Genomic DNA, 16,566 nt, shown 5'->3' with positions numbered 1-16,566 from the left:
TTCCGGTTTAGCGATGCCATTGCACCTTTGAACACTAATTTGGACTATCATGAAATCGTTGTTACTTTCTATACTCGTCGTTAGTTCGACTGTTGCTCAGGCCCAGGTTCCGGCTACGCCAACTGTGCCAGGCAGCTCAACAACAACCCCGAGCCCCGCTGCAACTCCTCCCCCTTCTACGTTACCGGACCCATTTGGTAAGACGCCAGACAATACGGCCCCAACCAATTTCACAGCACCGGGTGGACAAACCCAGATCAATGAACCGGCGGCAGTTAGTGTACAACCTCAGCCGGGTGCTACGCCATCCGAATCGGAACCTCTTCCTCAGGGAAATGCCAAGGTCAGCGGTATCCTGATCGACTCAGCCAGTAACAAACCCGTTGAGTTCGCTACGATTGCCGTACTGAGTATAGCCACTAACAAACCTATTAATGGTACGACAGCCGACGCCAATGGTAAGTTTACCATCAACAAACTGGCGCCAGGAAAATACCGGATTCTGTATACGTTCATTGGCTACAAAGACAAACGTAGCAGCGTGATTACCGTCGATCGGGGCAGTAATATCAACTTGGGTACGGTTAAACTATCCGCTGATGTTCGTACGCTGAAAGAAGTGAACGTAGTGGGCCAGGCCGCCATGATCGAAGAGAAAGTGGATCGGCTGGTATATAACGCCGATAAAGACATTGCGGCTAAAGGGGGCGATGCAACCGATATCATGCGGAAGGTCCCCATGCTTTCTGTAGACCTTGACGGGAACGTTAGCCTACGGGGTAGCAGCAACGTAACAGTTTTGATCAACAACAAACCCAGCACAATTGTCGCCAGCAGTGTAGCCGACGCGCTGAAGCAAATTCCGGCTGATATGATCAAAACGGTGGAGGTAATCACCAGCCCATCAGCCAAGTATGATGCCGAAGGTTCTGCCGGGATTATCAACATCGTAACTAAGAAAACAACCTTACAAGGCATGACCCTCGACGTAAACGGGGGCGTGGGCAACCGGGGTAGCAACCTTGGACTAAACGGTAATTATCGGACTGGCAAAATGGGCTTTTCACTTGGCGGTTTCGGTCGGGCAGAATATAACGTGAAAGGTTCGTTTATGAATGATCAGACGACCCGCACCTATGATGCCACAACCAATACGTATTCGGCCAGTACGCGTACCATTCAATCTGCCAGTACATTGAGTCAGCGAATATTCGGCAACTATCAATTAGGCTGGGATTACGACATCGATAAGAATACCTCGTTGACGGCTAGTATCCGATATGGCGCTCGCAACGGTCTTCAGCAGCAAAACAACCTGTATACGCAAACAACGACGCCTACCAGTTTTTTCCCAAACATTACCAACCGGAACGTAGATACCAAAGATCTGTCGGGAACGATTGATGCGAACGTAACATATACGAAGACGTATAAGCCGCAGCAGGAACTGAGTATAATGGCTCTTTACAGCCGTAACAACCGGACCAACAATTTCGTGGCTGACATCTTAAGTAACGCTGATTTTCAAACCATTACGTCTCGCCAGAAAAACGACAACCTCAGCTACAATCAGCAATCAACGATTCAGATCGACTATCAAAAACCCATCAAAACCAACCAACTGATTGAATTTGGGGCAAAGGGTATTTTCCGGCAAGTGAATAGTGAATATCAGTATTATTTAGCTACCGGTGCCGAAGGTGGTTACCAGATTGATCCGAGCCGACTTGGCAATACGTTGTTCTATGATCAAAATATTGCCGGTACGTATCTATCATACACGCTAACAACCAAAAGCAAGTATACCATTAAAGCAGGCGCCCGGTACGAATACACCTTTATTGATGCCAAATTCAGCAACGAATCAGCCGGACAGGCTTCCCAGATTCCTGACTACGGCAATCTCGTACCAAGCATTAATATTTCGAAAAGCCTGAAAGGAGGACGTATTGTTAAGCTGGCTTATAACCGTCGGATTCAGCGTCCCGGTATTCAGTTCCTGAATCCAAACGTTAATACAGCTAACCCAACCAACATCACCATTGGTAACCCCTACCTATCGCCTGAACTAACGGACAATGTCGAGTTCAGTACCAGTGGCAACATCAAAGGTTTGTATTTGAATGCCTCCTTATTTGCTCGCCGTACCAATAATGAAATCACAGCCGTGCGTGACGTATCACTGCAATCGTTTGGCGATGTGACCAGCTCAACGTTACAGCAGGTCATTCGTACTACGTATCTGAACGTTGGTCACCAGGACGCCGTGGGGGTTAACCTGTTCGGGAACGGTACGTTGTTTTCCAAGTTACAGCTGGGCGGTGGCATTGATTTTTACCACGTTAATCTGACGAATAACAATGCGAACCCGATCTACTCGGCTTCTAATTCAGGCTGGGTCATTGGTGGTCGTATTCAAAGCAGCTTGTCGCTCAGCAACGGCTGGGGTTTTCAACTCTTCGGCGGAGCTCGGGGTAACCAGGTTCAGTTGCAGGGCTATCAGAGCAGCATGTATTTCTACAGCTTTGGTGTTCGGAAAGAGTTTAACAACAAAAAAGCCAGTTTAGGGCTTGCTGGCGAGAACTTCCTCAACCACCCCTTCACTCAGCGGGCAGAGTTGGCTTCTCCTATCCTGACGCAGAACAGCCAGACCAGTTTCTACAACGCTGGTGTTCGACTGACGTTCAGTTACAAACTGGGTAAAATGAGCTTTGATCAGCCGCAGAAACGCGGAAAATCAGTCGATGATGATCTAAAAGGAGACGATAGCGGTAACGATAATAACAACGGCGGTCAGCAACAACAATCATCACCATCGGGTGGCGGACGCGGTGGCCGTTCGGGTGGTGGCCGCTCAAGACAGTAGCTTAATTGGATTTTAAGATTAGGGTGCGAGAAATCCCTCCAGTAGCTACCGGAGGGATTCTTTGTTTTTATACTCCTCTAGTCGGAAAGGCTAGTATAAAGTGAAAACTCCTCTTTTTTATTCTATTCTAAATTAATTTCTACCGTATTTTAGCCTCTTCGGATAATAATCGGCGAATTGCATGAAATCCAAAAACTTAGTTAGTCTTTTTGTTGCCGTCATCTTTCTTGTCCTGGCCGTAACAGGTCTCTTAATTTATTTTGGTCAGGGCTCTCATATCGTCGATCATACCCACGCCTGGTTCGGCATTCTATTTGTCACAGCAGCTATCTTCCATATTGTCAATAACTGGTCATCGCTGAAAGGGTATACCAAAAATCGCCGAACGGGTGGTATTCAAAAAGAATTTGTGGCGCCAGCCATCGTAGCCATTGTATTTGCAGCTGGTATTGGGTTCGACGTACCGGTGTTCGATAAATTAGCTAATGCAGGCAAAAACCTGATGCGTGGCGACAAACCCCGCCCGGAATCAATGCCACAGTCGACCGTCGACTCGATTGCCAACTCGGTCGAAACGGCTTACGCGAACGCTTATACGAAAGGTGACACGGCAGCATTGGCCGCCATTATGCCGGTAAAAACGGCGGTTACGACCGAGGCCGGAACGATTCTGCGCGGTTCGGATTTACAGCAAAATATCTTAAAACGGACAGCGCCTGAAGTGATAAAAACTAAGGTTGATAACGCTGAAGCCCTCGATGATCATTTAATTATTGTACGGGGCACATTTACCAATTCGACCGTTACGACACCATCTGTTTATACCCACGTACTGAAAGAGCAAAATAAAAAGTGGCAGATTGTGGCCGCTCAACGAGCTTTTCCTTCGGTTCAGTAAATCATTACGTTTCGCTTCGTTTTTGTTATCGCTGAACCCAACTTGGTTATCGGCGATACGTACTATTTCGTAATGGCAGCCAGAAGTCAATTCGCACTATTTTGACATCTATCAATGTTGTCGGTGGTCTTGTCGGCGCGGATACATTCACTAGCCCGGAGAATACATTTCTGAAATTTTAACAAGAAGGCTTTTCAGGGTTCTAAACGTGCTATTGCATTAAAATAACGAACAGATAATCAACTATTTACTTTAATTAGACTGGCAGTTTATTGACTATATATAAGCTATTTACAGGTATATTGTCTTCCATAGCCGCAACGAAATTAATCTAGCGGACGTACTACTTGTCAGAGGCAACTCTTTCTAGATTTCAATATTATTTTCCTAAGCCTATTTCCTTCATTTGAGTATTTACCGACTAAATAGTTGGACTTTTTTTCAATTCTCCCGAAGTAGTAAACTCTATTGACTATTTTAGAGTTAGTCCACCATACCACATGCCATTATTGACTGAATGAAGCATTTTTTACGAAATACAGTTATAGGTAATCTGCTACTATATGCCTGTTTTATTCCGGCCGTGGCGCAGAGTTTCTATACAATTTCGGGCCAGGTAACGGACGCTGCTACGGGGGAAGGAATTCCGTTCGTTAGCGTTGCTGTAAAAGGGCAGACTACAGGAACGACGTCAGATGTCAACGGGCGTTATTCGCTACAAATCAAGCAACTATCTGATTCACTACTAATCCTGAGTCTAGGATATCGTACACGTTCTTATCCAATTTTAGAGCAACCTAAGCAAGTAATTGACGCGCAGTTACAGGCCGCAGCAACCAAATTGCAGGAAGTAAAAGTTTATGCAAAAGGGGGCGATCCGGCTTACCGCGTCATACGCGAAGTTGTTCGACGACGGGATCAGTTCAACCCCGTTCAATTGCTGGGTTATCAGTACGATAGTTATACTAAAATCGAGGGATACATTAATAATTTTGCCCAGCAGCGAAAAAATGGTAAAAAGCCCGGTCCGATCAACCGGTTGTTAGGTAGGCTTCCAGCCATTACTGACGCGAACGGGAAGCCCGCTATTCCAGTCTTCGTCTCAGAAACGTTCTCCAATTTTTACGCTCGTAGCAATCCAGATAAAATAAAAGAATACGTTCAGAAATCGCGGGTAACGGGCGTAGGCGTAAGCGATGGCGGACTGATTTCCCAACTGACTGGCGCATCGTTTCAGCAGTACAATTTCTACCGCAATTCGCTTTACGTTTTCCGGAAAGACATCGCATCACCCATCGGCAAGCAATGGGAAACCATTTACACGTTCCGTATGAAGGATACGATTGCCCTTGGCCAATCAACCTGCTACGAAATTGAATTTACTCCCAAACGCGTTACGGATCTGGCATTTACCGGAACCGTATGGATTGATACGCTCTCGATGTCGCTAAGTAAAATCGACGCACGGGTGGGCAAACAGGCGAATATAAATTTTGTGGATGAACTACGGGTCGAGCAGGATTGGGAAACGTTACCTTCTGGTCTGCGTTTTCCAACTCAGACTCAGTTAACCATTGATACAGAGCAACCGACTCCACGCTCGCCGGGTGCTGTCATCCGTTTCCTTACTACGGCTCAAAACATCACAGAAAATGAGCCCAAAGAAGTTGGCTTTTACAATCCATCTATCGAATTAGCCGACGATTTTCGCGAAGCCGATCCAAATTTTTGGCAACATGTTCGGCCTGATGCACTATCACCCAATGAGCTGCGTGCGCTCAATGTCGTTGATTCGGTACGCAACGTGCCATTCATGAAGGTAGCGGGTGAAATAATTAAACTTGGTGTGCTTGGTTATAAGCCACTGGGCAAACTCAATATTGAACTTGGTCCGCTGCTGTATTCGTATGCCAGTAATAATGTTGAAGGACAACGCTTCCGGCTCGGTTTGCGAACAAATACAGGCTTTAGTCGCAAATGGCTGTTGAGTGGCTATCTGGCCTACGGCACACAGGACCAGCAGTTTAAATACAACGCAAGTATCGAATACATTCTAAGTCGAAAACCCTGGACTGTGGTTGGCTTCCGGCATACGTATGATCTGGAACGTATCGGTGTTTCAGGCGATAACATCGGAAACAATTCTCTGTTTGCAGCCTATTCTCGCTTCGGCACGATCCGACGACCTTATTTCCAGGACGAGAATTTATTCTACATTCGGCGCGAAATGGGACGGGGTTTTACCCAAACACTAGCTCTGCGCAACCGCAGTTTCGAACCTCTGTTTCCTTTTGCTTTCCAGCCACAGGCCAAAGATGATGACCAGCGGGTTCGGAGTACGTATACGACAACGGAACTGATTTCAGAAACGCGCTTTGCTCCTGACGAAGTACTTCTCCAGAACGACAATGTACGTGTTAGTGCGGGTGCCGTGCGAAAGCCAATCTATACGTTACGATACACGCTGGGACTTCGGAACGTAATGGGTGGCGACTTTGCTTATCAACGCATCGCTTTGGGAATGAATCATTCATTTCGGGTAGGTGTCTTAGGGCGTACGTATTACTCGATCGGTGCGGGTATTATTCCTGCTACAGTCCCCTACCCGCTTCTGTATAGTCCATTGGGGAACGAATCGTCCTTCTACGTTGGAAATGCGTATAACCTGATGAATTATTTTGAATTTATCAATGACCGCTGGGCATCGGTGCAGTTTGAGCATAACTTTGGTGGTCTACTTTTTAATAGAATTCCATTACTTCGCCAGCTCAAATGGCGGGAACTCATTACAGCCAAAGTTTTAGTTGGCAGTGTCACGGCAGACAACTTAGCCATGATTCCGGCCACCAATGCAGCAGGCCAGGCCGTTGAAGGATTCAGCTCCCTTAAACAAACGCCTTATCTTGAAGTAGGCTACGGTATCAACAATATTTTCAAAGTGCTACGTGTCGATGCAATTCATCGGCTTACGTATCGCGATAATGTCGGACGGACGGGTATACCGGTTACTCCCTTCGCGATTAAAGTTTCTGGCTGGATGTCGTTGTGATGCTTTACAACTAGTTAAACATAAAACGAGCAGCTCAACTTGAGCTGCTCGTTTTATGTTTAACTGTATGCTGGTTTATCGATATCCGGTTTGGGATTCGGGTTTCGGTTGGGGTGTTTCATGCGCACGTTAGCTCCTGGTTTATCACCATCCATGTATTCATCTTCTAAGGCATCAGGCGCTAAATCTTCGGGGTCAATCTGACTACCCGGCCCACTAGTTCCTTCTGCTGACTGATCAGCCAGTCCAGCCGGAGAAATGGCTTGTTTAGCCCGGATAATATCTTCTTTTTCCTGATTTTCCATAACGTTTTCCTTATTGGTTTTAGGTCAATCTTATTAGTTTCTCTAACCGTAAATAGCCTGCATTGTTCAACACAAAGCAATTTGTTACGTTAAAAATCACTGATTTGTAGTTCCAACCGGTTGCCTTCTGGTAATTTTATGAGACGGAAATCATGACCGGCTATAAAATGAAATTAGTACCAAACTCTGCTCTTCGGTTTGTTTGCCTTGTTACGTTCTTGACTGCTTGCCACTCGCTTCGGCAAAAACCGTTAGTCAGAGTGACTGATACGTATTGCGAGCCGCCTATTCAATATAACTACGATTCAACGTATCTGCCAAGACCGAATATTGGAAGCCTATTAAAAACAGATACGAGTTTAACCCGCCGTTACTCTCAACATGATCTGTTGCTGGCAAATGCCGCTGGCATTTTACCCTTACTACGTGAATTGATTGCCCTTGAGACGAGTAATCAACTCAATGCTCGTTTGGAAATGATCAGTAAACGGCAACAGATTCTCAACCGACTTTTGCTTGTCTCCACCCAGATTTCGGGTTTTGCCGCCGAGCTGGATTGCGAAGCTGAACAGGCAGATCAGATAGCAACGTATCTGGACCAACGCGATACCCGACGTATCCGGCGACTAACCATTCTTTCCGTCGTTATCGGGGCAGTTACAACTGTTGTTACGTCCCTCGTTCATGCTGATAATGCAATTAAAGTGGTTGGTATTGGAGGTGGCGTTGTCAGTGCTGGTTTGGGCGGTCTGGCCGCTTTTTCGTCTGATCGTGTTGTTCAGTTCAGCCATCCTCGTAACCTGCTGACGGATATCTGGTACCAACATAAGCAGTCTTCGATTTATCCGCCGATGATCTGGTACGTATTAAATGAGAAACTTTTCAGCAACGACGACCAATATTCAATTAGCTACAATACACGTCAGCGCTGGAAAAACTATGTTCTCAATGAAGCGTCGGAGGATAGGCTGCAATTGTATTTTGGCGAAACCGGCAACTATCAGGCCGATGATTTGCATAACCGGGCAGATATGCTCAATCAACTTCAATCGTCGATACGTTCCATTAATCAGGACTTGCAGAGCTTAGTCCTAGCAGTGTCTCAACGCTAATGAGCTATTATTTGGCTAAAAAACCTCTGGCGATTAGGTAGGGAATCAGAAGCCAAAGGAGCCCTTTGACCAGAAAAAATAGAAAACCTAGCCATCCGACACGTTTAAGCCAATATTTGAACCGCTCATTCATGAAACAAAGATAGCCATTTCCAACGGAGACTCTATTTATAAACGATTCAGCTTCAGTTGCAGTAATTCTTTTTCAGTCGTTGATGGCGTACCTTCTCTCAAACAAGAAGAGCACTTATCCAATTATTCCATTTCTAAATTTAAGCTTGCATCGCTTTAGGCGAACACTCCCAATAACCCATTTCCTGGGAATAAGTCAAGCAAGAAATAAGCATGAATTTGTTCATAGTATTTGACTGATTACAGGAGTGATTAATACGTTTTCGTCAGTAAGACGAACGAAGCGAAGATTTTCTACGAAAAAGATCTGGTCTGAATTGGCTTCTTTTTTGGTACAGATTTGGGCGAGTGATGAAACTCATTTCGGATAAATTATGTCGAAAATAAAAGTCACTTCACACATTTAGAGGTTGTACTAAAAAAATGGTAAGGCGAGTTAGAGAAAACGAATTATGAATATTACAAAACACAAAGTAGCAGCGATCCATTATACGCTGCGCGATAGCCAGGGTAACGTACTGGATTCCAGTGAAGGGAAAACGCCCCTATACTATCTTCATGGTGCCCAGAACCTTATTCCAGGTATGGAAGAGGGTCTCGAAGGTCGTACAACAGGCGATAAACTCAAATTGGACGTTACTCCAGAAAAAGGATATGGCAAACATAATCCGAAACTTGTGGAAGAAGTACCGCTACGTGCTTTCGGAGGTCAGAAAATAGATGTTGGTATGCAGTTTGAAACAAACGATGGCCAGGTAGTTACCGTTACGAAGGTTGGACCGCAGACCGTCACTGTTGATGCTAATCATCCATTGGCAGATCAGGACTTACATTTCGACGTAGAGGTTATTGACGTTCGTGAGGCCACTCCTGACGAATTAGCTCACGGACACGTTCATGGTCCAGGCGGACATCATTAGCAGACTATAAAAAAGGATAAGGGAGATAAGATGTACAGTTTGGCACATTCTTGTCTCCCTTATCCTTTTCTGCTTCCTTACTATCTTTGCGTTATGGCACAAATTGGTACAGACAGGCAGAGGGCAAAAGAATTTTTAGATGCAGGAAATGTTGTTGGTATTCCGACTGAAACAGTTTACGGGTTAGCAGGCAACGCTCTCAATCCTGATGCTGTGTTGAAAATTTTCCAAGTAAAGAATCGACCATCATTTGATCCACTTATCGTTCATACTGATTCTCTTGAAAAACTTGATCAGTTCGTAACATTTATACCCGGCCCAGCCTTGCTACTAGCTAAAACCTTCTGGCCAGGTCCTTTGACGATACTACTCCCTAAACGCGATCTTATTTCTGACCTTGTTACAGCTGGGCTACCAACTGTTGCAGTTCGTATACCGAATCATCCGCTCACCCTTGATTTACTACGTTCGCTTGATTTCCCGTTAGCAGCGCCGAGCGCCAATCCGTTTGGCTACATTAGTCCAACGACGGCCCAGCATGTAGCTGACCAATTGGGTAATCTAGTGCCGTATATTTTAGATGGTGGCTCATCTACTATCGGTCTTGAATCGACCATCATTGGGTTCGAAAACGATAAACCTATCGTTTTTCGGCTGGGAGGAATGACCTTGGATCATATTGAAGAAGTGATTGGCTCCGTTTCGGTTCGAACGCATTCAACATCTAATCCGAAAGCGCCTGGTATGCTAAGCAGCCATTATGCCCCTCGCAAACCGCTCATTCTTTTACCACCTGGCGAGTCTCCCAAGCCTAACATGCGAGCTGGAGCATTGGTATTCCGAGAACTGTTTAGTGGAATACGAACCGAGTACCAGCGTACCCTCTCTCCCACCGGTAACTTGAACGAGGCTGCCAAAAACCTCTTTGTTCACCTTAGAACTTTAGACGCCTTACCCATTGATGTTATTTACACTGAACCACTACCCAACGAAGGATTAGGCTGGGCTATAAACGATCGGCTTCGCCGAGCATCTGTGCGTCAGTAGATTATTATTGTTTGCTCAACTTAATTTCGTCTTTGTATACTAGCTACAATCTACACTTGAATAGCCCTTTCTTTTCTTTAAATAAAAAGTCCGATATACCATATGGCATATCGGACTTCAACGAATGACTTACTAATAAGCAAGATTCCTACACGAACTGACCCGCTTGTCCGCTATCAGTAAGCGAACCTAGTTTTAGGGTCAGTTGCCGCACGCTACCCAGCGTTTTTAATTGCGGTTTTTGGTAAGCCTTCTTCGCAGAATTATGTTTTTTGTTTTGCACGTTCTTAATCATTTGCTTATTTCTTTTTGAGGTTCGTAATTGGTTCGCCCTTAGGCCACCTACAAGAAAATCAGAATTATTGGACTACTAAGCGGTGTTTACGTGTTATGCCCCGCTCTTCAACCGTCAGGATATATACCCCAGTAGATAGTTTCGAAGAAGGCGAAACCTTGGTGCTCACTTCCGTAGGATCCAACTTATTTATTCCCAATTCGCTACCACTGGCGTTATATAAATGCAACACAGCTTGAGTGGGCTCATCTAGTTCTAACGTAAACTGCTGGCCAACTACTGGGTTCGGATATACACCATATTTCCCATCAATAACTACTGATTTAGCATCGAAAGTTTGGCTCGTGCCATCTAAATCAACTTGACGTAACCGGTAGTAGCTTGTTCCCCGATAAGGCGCGTTATCGACAAAACGATACGAACTAATGCTGTTGCTGGTACCTGCCACATCGTTTACTTCGCCAACAGCTTCAAAGCTTTTCAGGTCTTTGCTACGTTCAACAATGTATCCTTTGTTAGCCTTCTCCCAGGAAGTTTTCCAATTGACCAGCACTGTACGATTTTCTTGTGCTTGAGCACTAAAGTCTACAAGCGCAACAGGCATAGCTAAGGTATTGGTGTGTGTATAGATAGAGGCAAAGTCATTATCCGTGGGCTGTGGATTAGCCGTTCCATTAGGAGCAATGTTGCAGGAAGCACCAATATCGTTAACGGTAGTGGTAGTAGATGCTCTAGTAACTACAGCAGCGATAACGACATTATAAACAGACACTTCTGGTATTGCTACACCAGGCTTTTGGGTGGCCTCGAAGCAGCCCCCCTGTTGGTTTGTTGTGCTCGCTGGTGGGGTAAAAGAAACATTGAAATAATTAAGTAGGTCGCCCGATAGCGCTGCAAGCGGATTAGCATTATTAGGAGCACATTTACCTAAGCAAATAGACCACTGCATTTGATTGGCAAAGCCATTGCCACTGATCGGTACTGTTCCATTGTTACCGATGGTGAAGGTCATGTTAAATGGGGAGCCCACATTGGCAAGAGGAGCTGGCTCCAAGTTTCGGCTCGTTACTGCCGGGTCCGCCCCGCTCTGACCGAAACTCGTCAGACTTACTAGCACTGTGAATACCCAAAGCAGAGTAAATTTAATCTTAATCATAATTTTCAGGTTTTTAGCGTTTTGGCTATTCAGCCCCCGCCTGGTTGATTAATGGAATTGATTTGTTGGAAAATTTATTTTATAACTTCGAATATTGCTTTGACGCTTGTTCTTACTAGAAGTATCACAGTCGCATTAATAAAGTAACTAAAGACTTTTCTGTAAGAACGACAAAACACACCTTAGGGTTTAGATTTTGTCAAATGTCTTTAAGTTAATACTATTAGTGCTGTTGTATAATCCATTCCTGGTCCCAAAAATATTAAATAAAAGCAATAAGTCAATTAAATTTTAATCAGATTTACTTTACGTCACTATTTTTTTTCTTGGATGAGAAGCCTCTTAGCACTTAAGTGGACTCTACTATGTCAACAATTCCTATATCTGGTTGGGAAATGAATGTACACAACCTACATTAAAACACTGTTAGTCAACCTTTTGTCTTCAGAAGAGATGATTTTACAAAAGCAATATTAATGAAATTAAAATCATATAGCAAACCTTCATACGAAACGTACAGTCGATTTACAGACAGAGATGTAGTTTTTTACAACAAGAGGCTTGTTTTGTAAGCCTCTTGTTGTAAAAACAAATTCTATTGCTGAAAGTAATCTATTTTGTCGGCGTCGATGTTATTGTTGGCTTTTACCTCGCCTGCAATCCCAGTAATAACAGAGCTAACCGTCACTACACCTGTTGTTGCTCCTGGCGCCAACGTACCTGTAAACCCAAACGAAAGTCTGTCTCCGGGAGCTACTGGCTGATTCGTTCTTAGAATATAATAGTTGCCATTCGAGTTATCAAACGTCCAGGCACTATTTTGAACTGATCGGTTGCCCACATTGGTCGCCGTTGGCGAGAAGGTCAGACTAGCCTTTGGGTCCTTAGTTACCCGAACTGTGATCTGCCCACTAGTTGCAACTAAGTTCAGTTCCAACACATCAACGACAACGGTTATATCAGAGTTATTATAAACCGACGTAGGACGCGCATACGTAATAGGTGACAAATCAGGAATAGGATTTACCAATATGTGTAACGTAGCGGTTCCACAAACAGCTGTCGTCGAGTTGTCACATGCTGTGTAGGTAAAGCTGACAGGTCCCGTCGATCCATATGCTGGTGTAAAGGTATAGCTACCTGTTGTTGTGAGGACCAGCGTACCCGATGAAGTGATGGATGTAACCGGGTTTGAAACCGTAAGACCTGTCCCAACGTCATTCGTTAACACATTACCACTAACCGACTGTTGAGGATTTGTTTTGGCGTAATCATCATCGACGCTAACGGTACTGCCTCCTGGCGCTAGTACGTGTACTGTCACCTGAGCCAGCGCACATTGTCCGCCGGGCGTTTCACACACTTGATACGTTAGGACATCGTCACCGATAAAATTTGTGGCTGGTGTGTATACAAGATTGCCGCTTCCATTTACCGATACCGAACCATGAGCAGGATTTGTTACGATAGTAGGTATGTTTAATGTGCCGCCCGTATTACTTGCACCGTCGTTAGCAACCACGTTTATGGTCACACTAGCTGCAGTAGCGGTTGAACTCTGTACACTAGCGTAATCCGGATTAGCAACCGGAGGATTCGCCGTAGCAAACTGATCCAGTACCGTAATAATCAATGGTACTAATGGGCAGCTTGTTTGACCTGTAGAACAAACCGGTACTGTGAGTGTATACGTACCAGGATTCGTGGCCGTGAAACTATAAGCCCCACTCGTAGTCATCGTGATGGTTGCTCCTGCTGGGTTATTAGCACTAGCTACTGGTGTGCCATAAGTCGTTCCAGCCGGTGTTTTGTCGTTCGTACTCACATTACCCGATACAGGCGCATTCTTTGCTGTTACGTTGAAATCTGGGTTGAGGTTACAAACCAGACCGCCTGCGTTTACAGAATAACGCGTATCAATAAAGGCTCCATATACGTCTACAAAATTTAGCGCGCTGGCAAATGAGCCTACTTCAAGCTGAATTTCATCAAATGGTTTCGATGCGACAAAGCCTACATTAGAAAGTGTGCCACTGGGTACTCCGCCAAAAATCTGTAAGAAGACCGACAGATCGATTAGATTACCAACTGTTGCGCTACTTTCCTGAAGTACGCCATTTAGATACGTATTCACGGTAAGGTTCGAGAACAAACTTGCCGACACAGGCAAGTTTGCTTTGCTAATCGTGTATCCGGCAAACGTACCAGCGGGATAAACATCAGCGGGGTCAGCTACGGAGATGGAAGCCGTTACGCCAACACCTAATACGTTTCTGATACGGGCAAAATCAGTTGTACTGGCCGAAATTACGTTACCTGGGTCCTGGATCGAGCTACCCGCCAAATCAGCAGATACAGTTCCAAAGAAGCCCGTTCTGGTTCCTTCGATAAACGAAGAGAATTCAGGCCTGTTCAGGAACCTGGTCTGATTACACGTTACTGGCGTTACGCAGGCTTTCTGAATCACTGCCCGATAGATGTTGACTGTACCTAAGGGATTAGCGCTGACCAACTGCTCAAATTCAATTACAGCCTCATCAAATGGTACCTGAGCGATAGTTCCCACTGTCTGACGGCTACCCGACAGTAACGTGGCTCCTGCCAGTAAAGAAGCACCACTTCCAGTCTGCACAGCGGTTCCATTATTATATAAGGTAATTCGGGTACGGCCTAACAGACTTACTCCTACTAATGTACTGCTTTCAATATCAAACCCGATGTATGATTCGGCAGGGTATGTATCAATAGGGTTGGCGACCGACAGTCGGGCTGTAGCAGATACGGCTGCTCCTAAAGAAATAGTAGCAGGAGCCGCACTGGAGCCGTCGATAACATTATCTGCATTATTAATAGCACAGCCCACGCACGCCAACGAAGATCCAGTACCTGTACGACTATTGTTTATATACACTGGAAAACTGGTATTGGTTAACGGGGTCACTGCGCTTGTGCTACAGGCAATAGTAGGACCGGCACACAGGCTTTTAAGAACAGCACTGTAAATTCTTGTCTCACCAGCATTCACAGTTGCGGGAAAACTGAAAACAATCTGAATTTCGTCAAAAGGCTGACTCGTTACAAACCCAACCGTTTGACGCCCTGTAGCCGTTAAAAGTGGAACCGATGCCAGCGATGAAGCGCCGGATACCGTTTCACTAACCACTCCGTTTAAATACGTTTTAATGGTTGTTGAACTTAGGAGAGACACGCCAACTACTTCCGAGTTTTGTATGTCAAAACCCGCAAACGTACCGGCCGGGTAATCCGTAGTCGACTGATCTTTTATTGCTAATGAAACACTGCTGAACCCACTTACATTAACAGCCAGCGGTGACCGAATAGACGCATAATTAGTCAGATCTGAATCAGTTACGTTATCGCCGTTCACAACAGTGTACGTACTGACCCCGCTAACTCCGGTATGAGTAGTCTCAATAGCAGCCGGAATTCCTATATTCGTTGTACCAGAAACAGGATAGGTTGACCCCACCATCGGTGTTCTCGTATTGCATACTAATGGGTTACCAGCACAAAACTTCTCAACGACTGCGTAATATACCCTGATTGTTCCTGCCCCTAAAGCAGAAAAATCAATCCGAATCCGGTCAAAAGGTTTTGACGTTATGAATCCAGCTCTGGCAACACCACTTACAATACCTGTAGAAATCAGCGAGCTACTAGTCCTTGTTTCAATTGCTGCTGTTCCCGAAAGACTGTTATAAGTCGTAATCGTTACGGTACCAAAAGCAGATAGAAGGGTATTATCGTTAATTGCAAAGCCTGCAAAGCTACCAGCTGGATAAACATTAGCTCCTGTTGCACCAAGGTCTTTTACTTCTATGTATGCAGAGCCAGCGGCTACAAAAGTATAGTTGGCAGAATTATCCAGGCTATTGTCGATAAGATTGTTTTTGTTAGTGAATAAATCAAAACCAGCAAATCTTTCGGAGGTAACGGACAAACTAGCAAAGCTAGAAGGTGTAGCAGCGCTAATAGCGGTAGTACTGACGAGGGGCGTATATGTATTACAAACCAATTGGGTCTGCTGAGCCCATGTAGCAGTAGATCCTAACACCAGTGCAAAAACAAGACACCAGGAAAATAGAGCTAGAAAATTCCTGGTCAATAGATTAATAGACAATTGTCTCATACAGCTGAGAATTTAAAGTGAACTTAATTTGAATAATCCAACCAGTATTTAAAATGAAAAGAAAGGATTCGCTTTAAGATTAATTACTAGTACTCAATCGATAAAAATTAATGCTTTCACCTGCACAATATCCTTCGAAATACTACAATGAAGAATATTACACCCTTAAATAAATATTACTGTAAATCAAAAGCTGAATTTATGAACACACTTTAATTGTATGGTGTCACTTTTGTTACTCTAATTCTCTCAAAGGTAGCATAAATATACTTTGATCAAGTAAAATTTATTATTCGTACCATTTTCATATATCAATTCAAAAATTATTAACATATTAACATTATGTAATTTATATTATTCCAATCTTAGGAACAATACTATTTGATCGCTATTTGCTTTCTATAGCTAGCCTATTTTGCAGGAATCGACAACAAAATTCATAACATTAACATTCAGACTACCAACGCGTTATCAAGTAGAAATCAGCATTTTGATTATTAACAAAGGAAGGCTGAAGAGTTATATGAAGAATGGTAGTGTACAAATCATGAATCACTATTTGCTCTAATAGGTTGAAATCTGTGCTTCACGCTTATTGACTGGTGGACTATCCAGTGAATTCTCTCAATTTTCGTG

The 16,566-nt window shown here is 44.4% G+C and carries 10 protein-coding genes; 6 read left to right on the top strand and 4 right to left on the bottom strand.

All coding sequences use genetic code 11. From position 1 onward, the window contains the following. The first annotated feature begins 49 nt into the window (after nucleotides 1–49). From IC230_RS21930 to IC230_RS21920, 3 genes are all read left to right on the top strand, one after another. Nucleotides 50–2,866: a TonB-dependent receptor domain-containing protein gene (locus IC230_RS21930; protein ID WP_191041187.1), complete on the top strand. Its 2,817-nt coding sequence runs from the start codon at nucleotides 50–52 to the stop codon at nucleotides 2,864–2,866. Nucleotides 2,867–3,047: 181 nt separating this feature from the next. Next, nucleotides 3,048–3,764, top strand: a complete 717-nt coding sequence (locus IC230_RS21925) for a DUF4405 domain-containing protein (protein ID WP_191041186.1) — start codon at nucleotides 3,048–3,050, stop codon at nucleotides 3,762–3,764. Nucleotides 3,765–4,281: 517 nt separating this feature from the next. Beyond that, nucleotides 4,282–6,813, top strand: a complete 2,532-nt coding sequence (locus IC230_RS21920; protein ID WP_191041185.1) for a DUF5686 family protein — start codon at nucleotides 4,282–4,284, stop codon at nucleotides 6,811–6,813. A gap of 59 nt (nucleotides 6,814–6,872) precedes the next feature. Here IC230_RS21920 and IC230_RS21915 read toward each other — a convergent pair whose 3' ends face one another. Beyond that, entirely contained in the window at nucleotides 6,873–7,118 is a 246-nt protein-coding gene (locus tag IC230_RS21915) for a hypothetical protein (protein ID WP_191041184.1), read from the bottom strand. A 167-nt stretch (nucleotides 7,119–7,285) separates the two neighbouring features. Here IC230_RS21915 and IC230_RS21910 point away from each other — a divergent pair, with 167 nt between their 5' ends. The 3 genes from IC230_RS21910 (at nucleotide 7,286) to IC230_RS21900 (ending at nucleotide 10,329) form a co-directional block, all read left to right on the top strand. Beyond that, entirely contained in the window at nucleotides 7,286–8,230 is a 945-nt protein-coding gene (locus IC230_RS21910; RefSeq protein WP_223860759.1) for a hypothetical protein, read from the top strand. A 584-nt stretch (nucleotides 8,231–8,814) separates the two neighbouring features. Continuing rightward, a complete protein-coding gene (locus tag IC230_RS21905; RefSeq protein ID WP_191041183.1) occupies nucleotides 8,815–9,282 on the top strand; it encodes an FKBP-type peptidyl-prolyl cis-trans isomerase in 468 nt (155 codons plus the stop codon). Nucleotides 9,283–9,375: 93 nt separating this feature from the next. After that, nucleotides 9,376–10,329, top strand: coding sequence for an L-threonylcarbamoyladenylate synthase (locus tag IC230_RS21900; RefSeq protein ID WP_191041182.1), 954 nt, complete (start codon nucleotides 9,376–9,378; stop codon nucleotides 10,327–10,329). A 148-nt stretch (nucleotides 10,330–10,477) separates the two neighbouring features. Here IC230_RS21900 and IC230_RS21895 read toward each other — a convergent pair whose 3' ends face one another. The 3 genes from IC230_RS21895 to IC230_RS21885 form a co-directional block, all read right to left on the bottom strand. Then, nucleotides 10,478–10,624, bottom strand: a complete 147-nt coding sequence (locus IC230_RS21895) for a hypothetical protein (protein ID WP_191041181.1) — start codon at nucleotides 10,622–10,624, stop codon at nucleotides 10,478–10,480. 64 nt (nucleotides 10,625–10,688) lie between these two features. Continuing rightward, the gene (locus IC230_RS21890) at nucleotides 10,689–11,636 is read right to left on the bottom strand and encodes a T9SS type A sorting domain-containing protein (protein ID WP_191041180.1); all 948 of its coding nucleotides are present in this window, start codon (nucleotides 11,634–11,636) and stop codon (nucleotides 10,689–10,691) included. A 739-nt stretch (nucleotides 11,637–12,375) separates the two neighbouring features. Continuing rightward, nucleotides 12,376–15,273, bottom strand: coding sequence for an Ig-like domain-containing protein (locus IC230_RS21885; protein ID WP_191041179.1), 2,898 nt, complete (start codon nucleotides 15,271–15,273; stop codon nucleotides 12,376–12,378). Between the last annotated feature and the right edge of the window lie 1,293 nt (nucleotides 15,274–16,566).

The sequence above is a fragment of the Spirosoma validum genome, from assembly GCF_014699035.1.
Taxonomy (GTDB): domain Bacteria; phylum Bacteroidota; class Bacteroidia; order Cytophagales; family Spirosomataceae; genus Spirosoma; species Spirosoma validum.
Note: the sequence above shows the minus strand (reverse complement) of the source record. Positions and strands in the feature narration are given on the sequence as shown.

What these genes read in the sequence shown, in the direction of transcription:
- IC230_RS21930 (WP_191041187.1), top strand. Translation starts at nt 50, where the DNA reads ATGAAATCGTTGTTACTTTCTATACTCGTCGTTAGTTCGACTGTTGCT.
- IC230_RS21925 (WP_191041186.1), top strand. Translation starts at nt 3,048, where the DNA reads ATGAAATCCAAAAACTTAGTTAGTCTTTTTGTTGCCGTCATCTTTCTT.
- IC230_RS21920 (WP_191041185.1), top strand. Translation starts at nt 4,282, where the DNA reads ATGAAGCATTTTTTACGAAATACAGTTATAGGTAATCTGCTACTATAT.
- IC230_RS21915 (WP_191041184.1), bottom strand. Translation starts at nt 7,118, where the DNA reads ATGGAAAATCAGGAAAAAGAAGATATTATCCGGGCTAAACAAGCCATT.
- IC230_RS21910 (WP_223860759.1), top strand. Translation starts at nt 7,286, where the DNA reads ATGAAATTAGTACCAAACTCTGCTCTTCGGTTTGTTTGCCTTGTTACG.
- IC230_RS21905 (WP_191041183.1), top strand. Translation starts at nt 8,815, where the DNA reads ATGAATATTACAAAACACAAAGTAGCAGCGATCCATTATACGCTGCGC.
- IC230_RS21900 (WP_191041182.1), top strand. Translation starts at nt 9,376, where the DNA reads ATGGCACAAATTGGTACAGACAGGCAGAGGGCAAAAGAATTTTTAGAT.
- IC230_RS21895 (WP_191041181.1), bottom strand. Translation starts at nt 10,624, where the DNA reads ATGATTAAGAACGTGCAAAACAAAAAACATAATTCTGCGAAGAAGGCT.
- IC230_RS21890 (WP_191041180.1), bottom strand. Translation starts at nt 11,636, where the DNA reads ATGACCTTCACCATCGGTAACAATGGAACAGTACCGATCAGTGGCAAT.
- IC230_RS21885 (WP_191041179.1), bottom strand. Translation starts at nt 15,273, where the DNA reads ATGGTGGGGTCAACCTATCCTGTTTCTGGTACAACGAATATAGGAATT.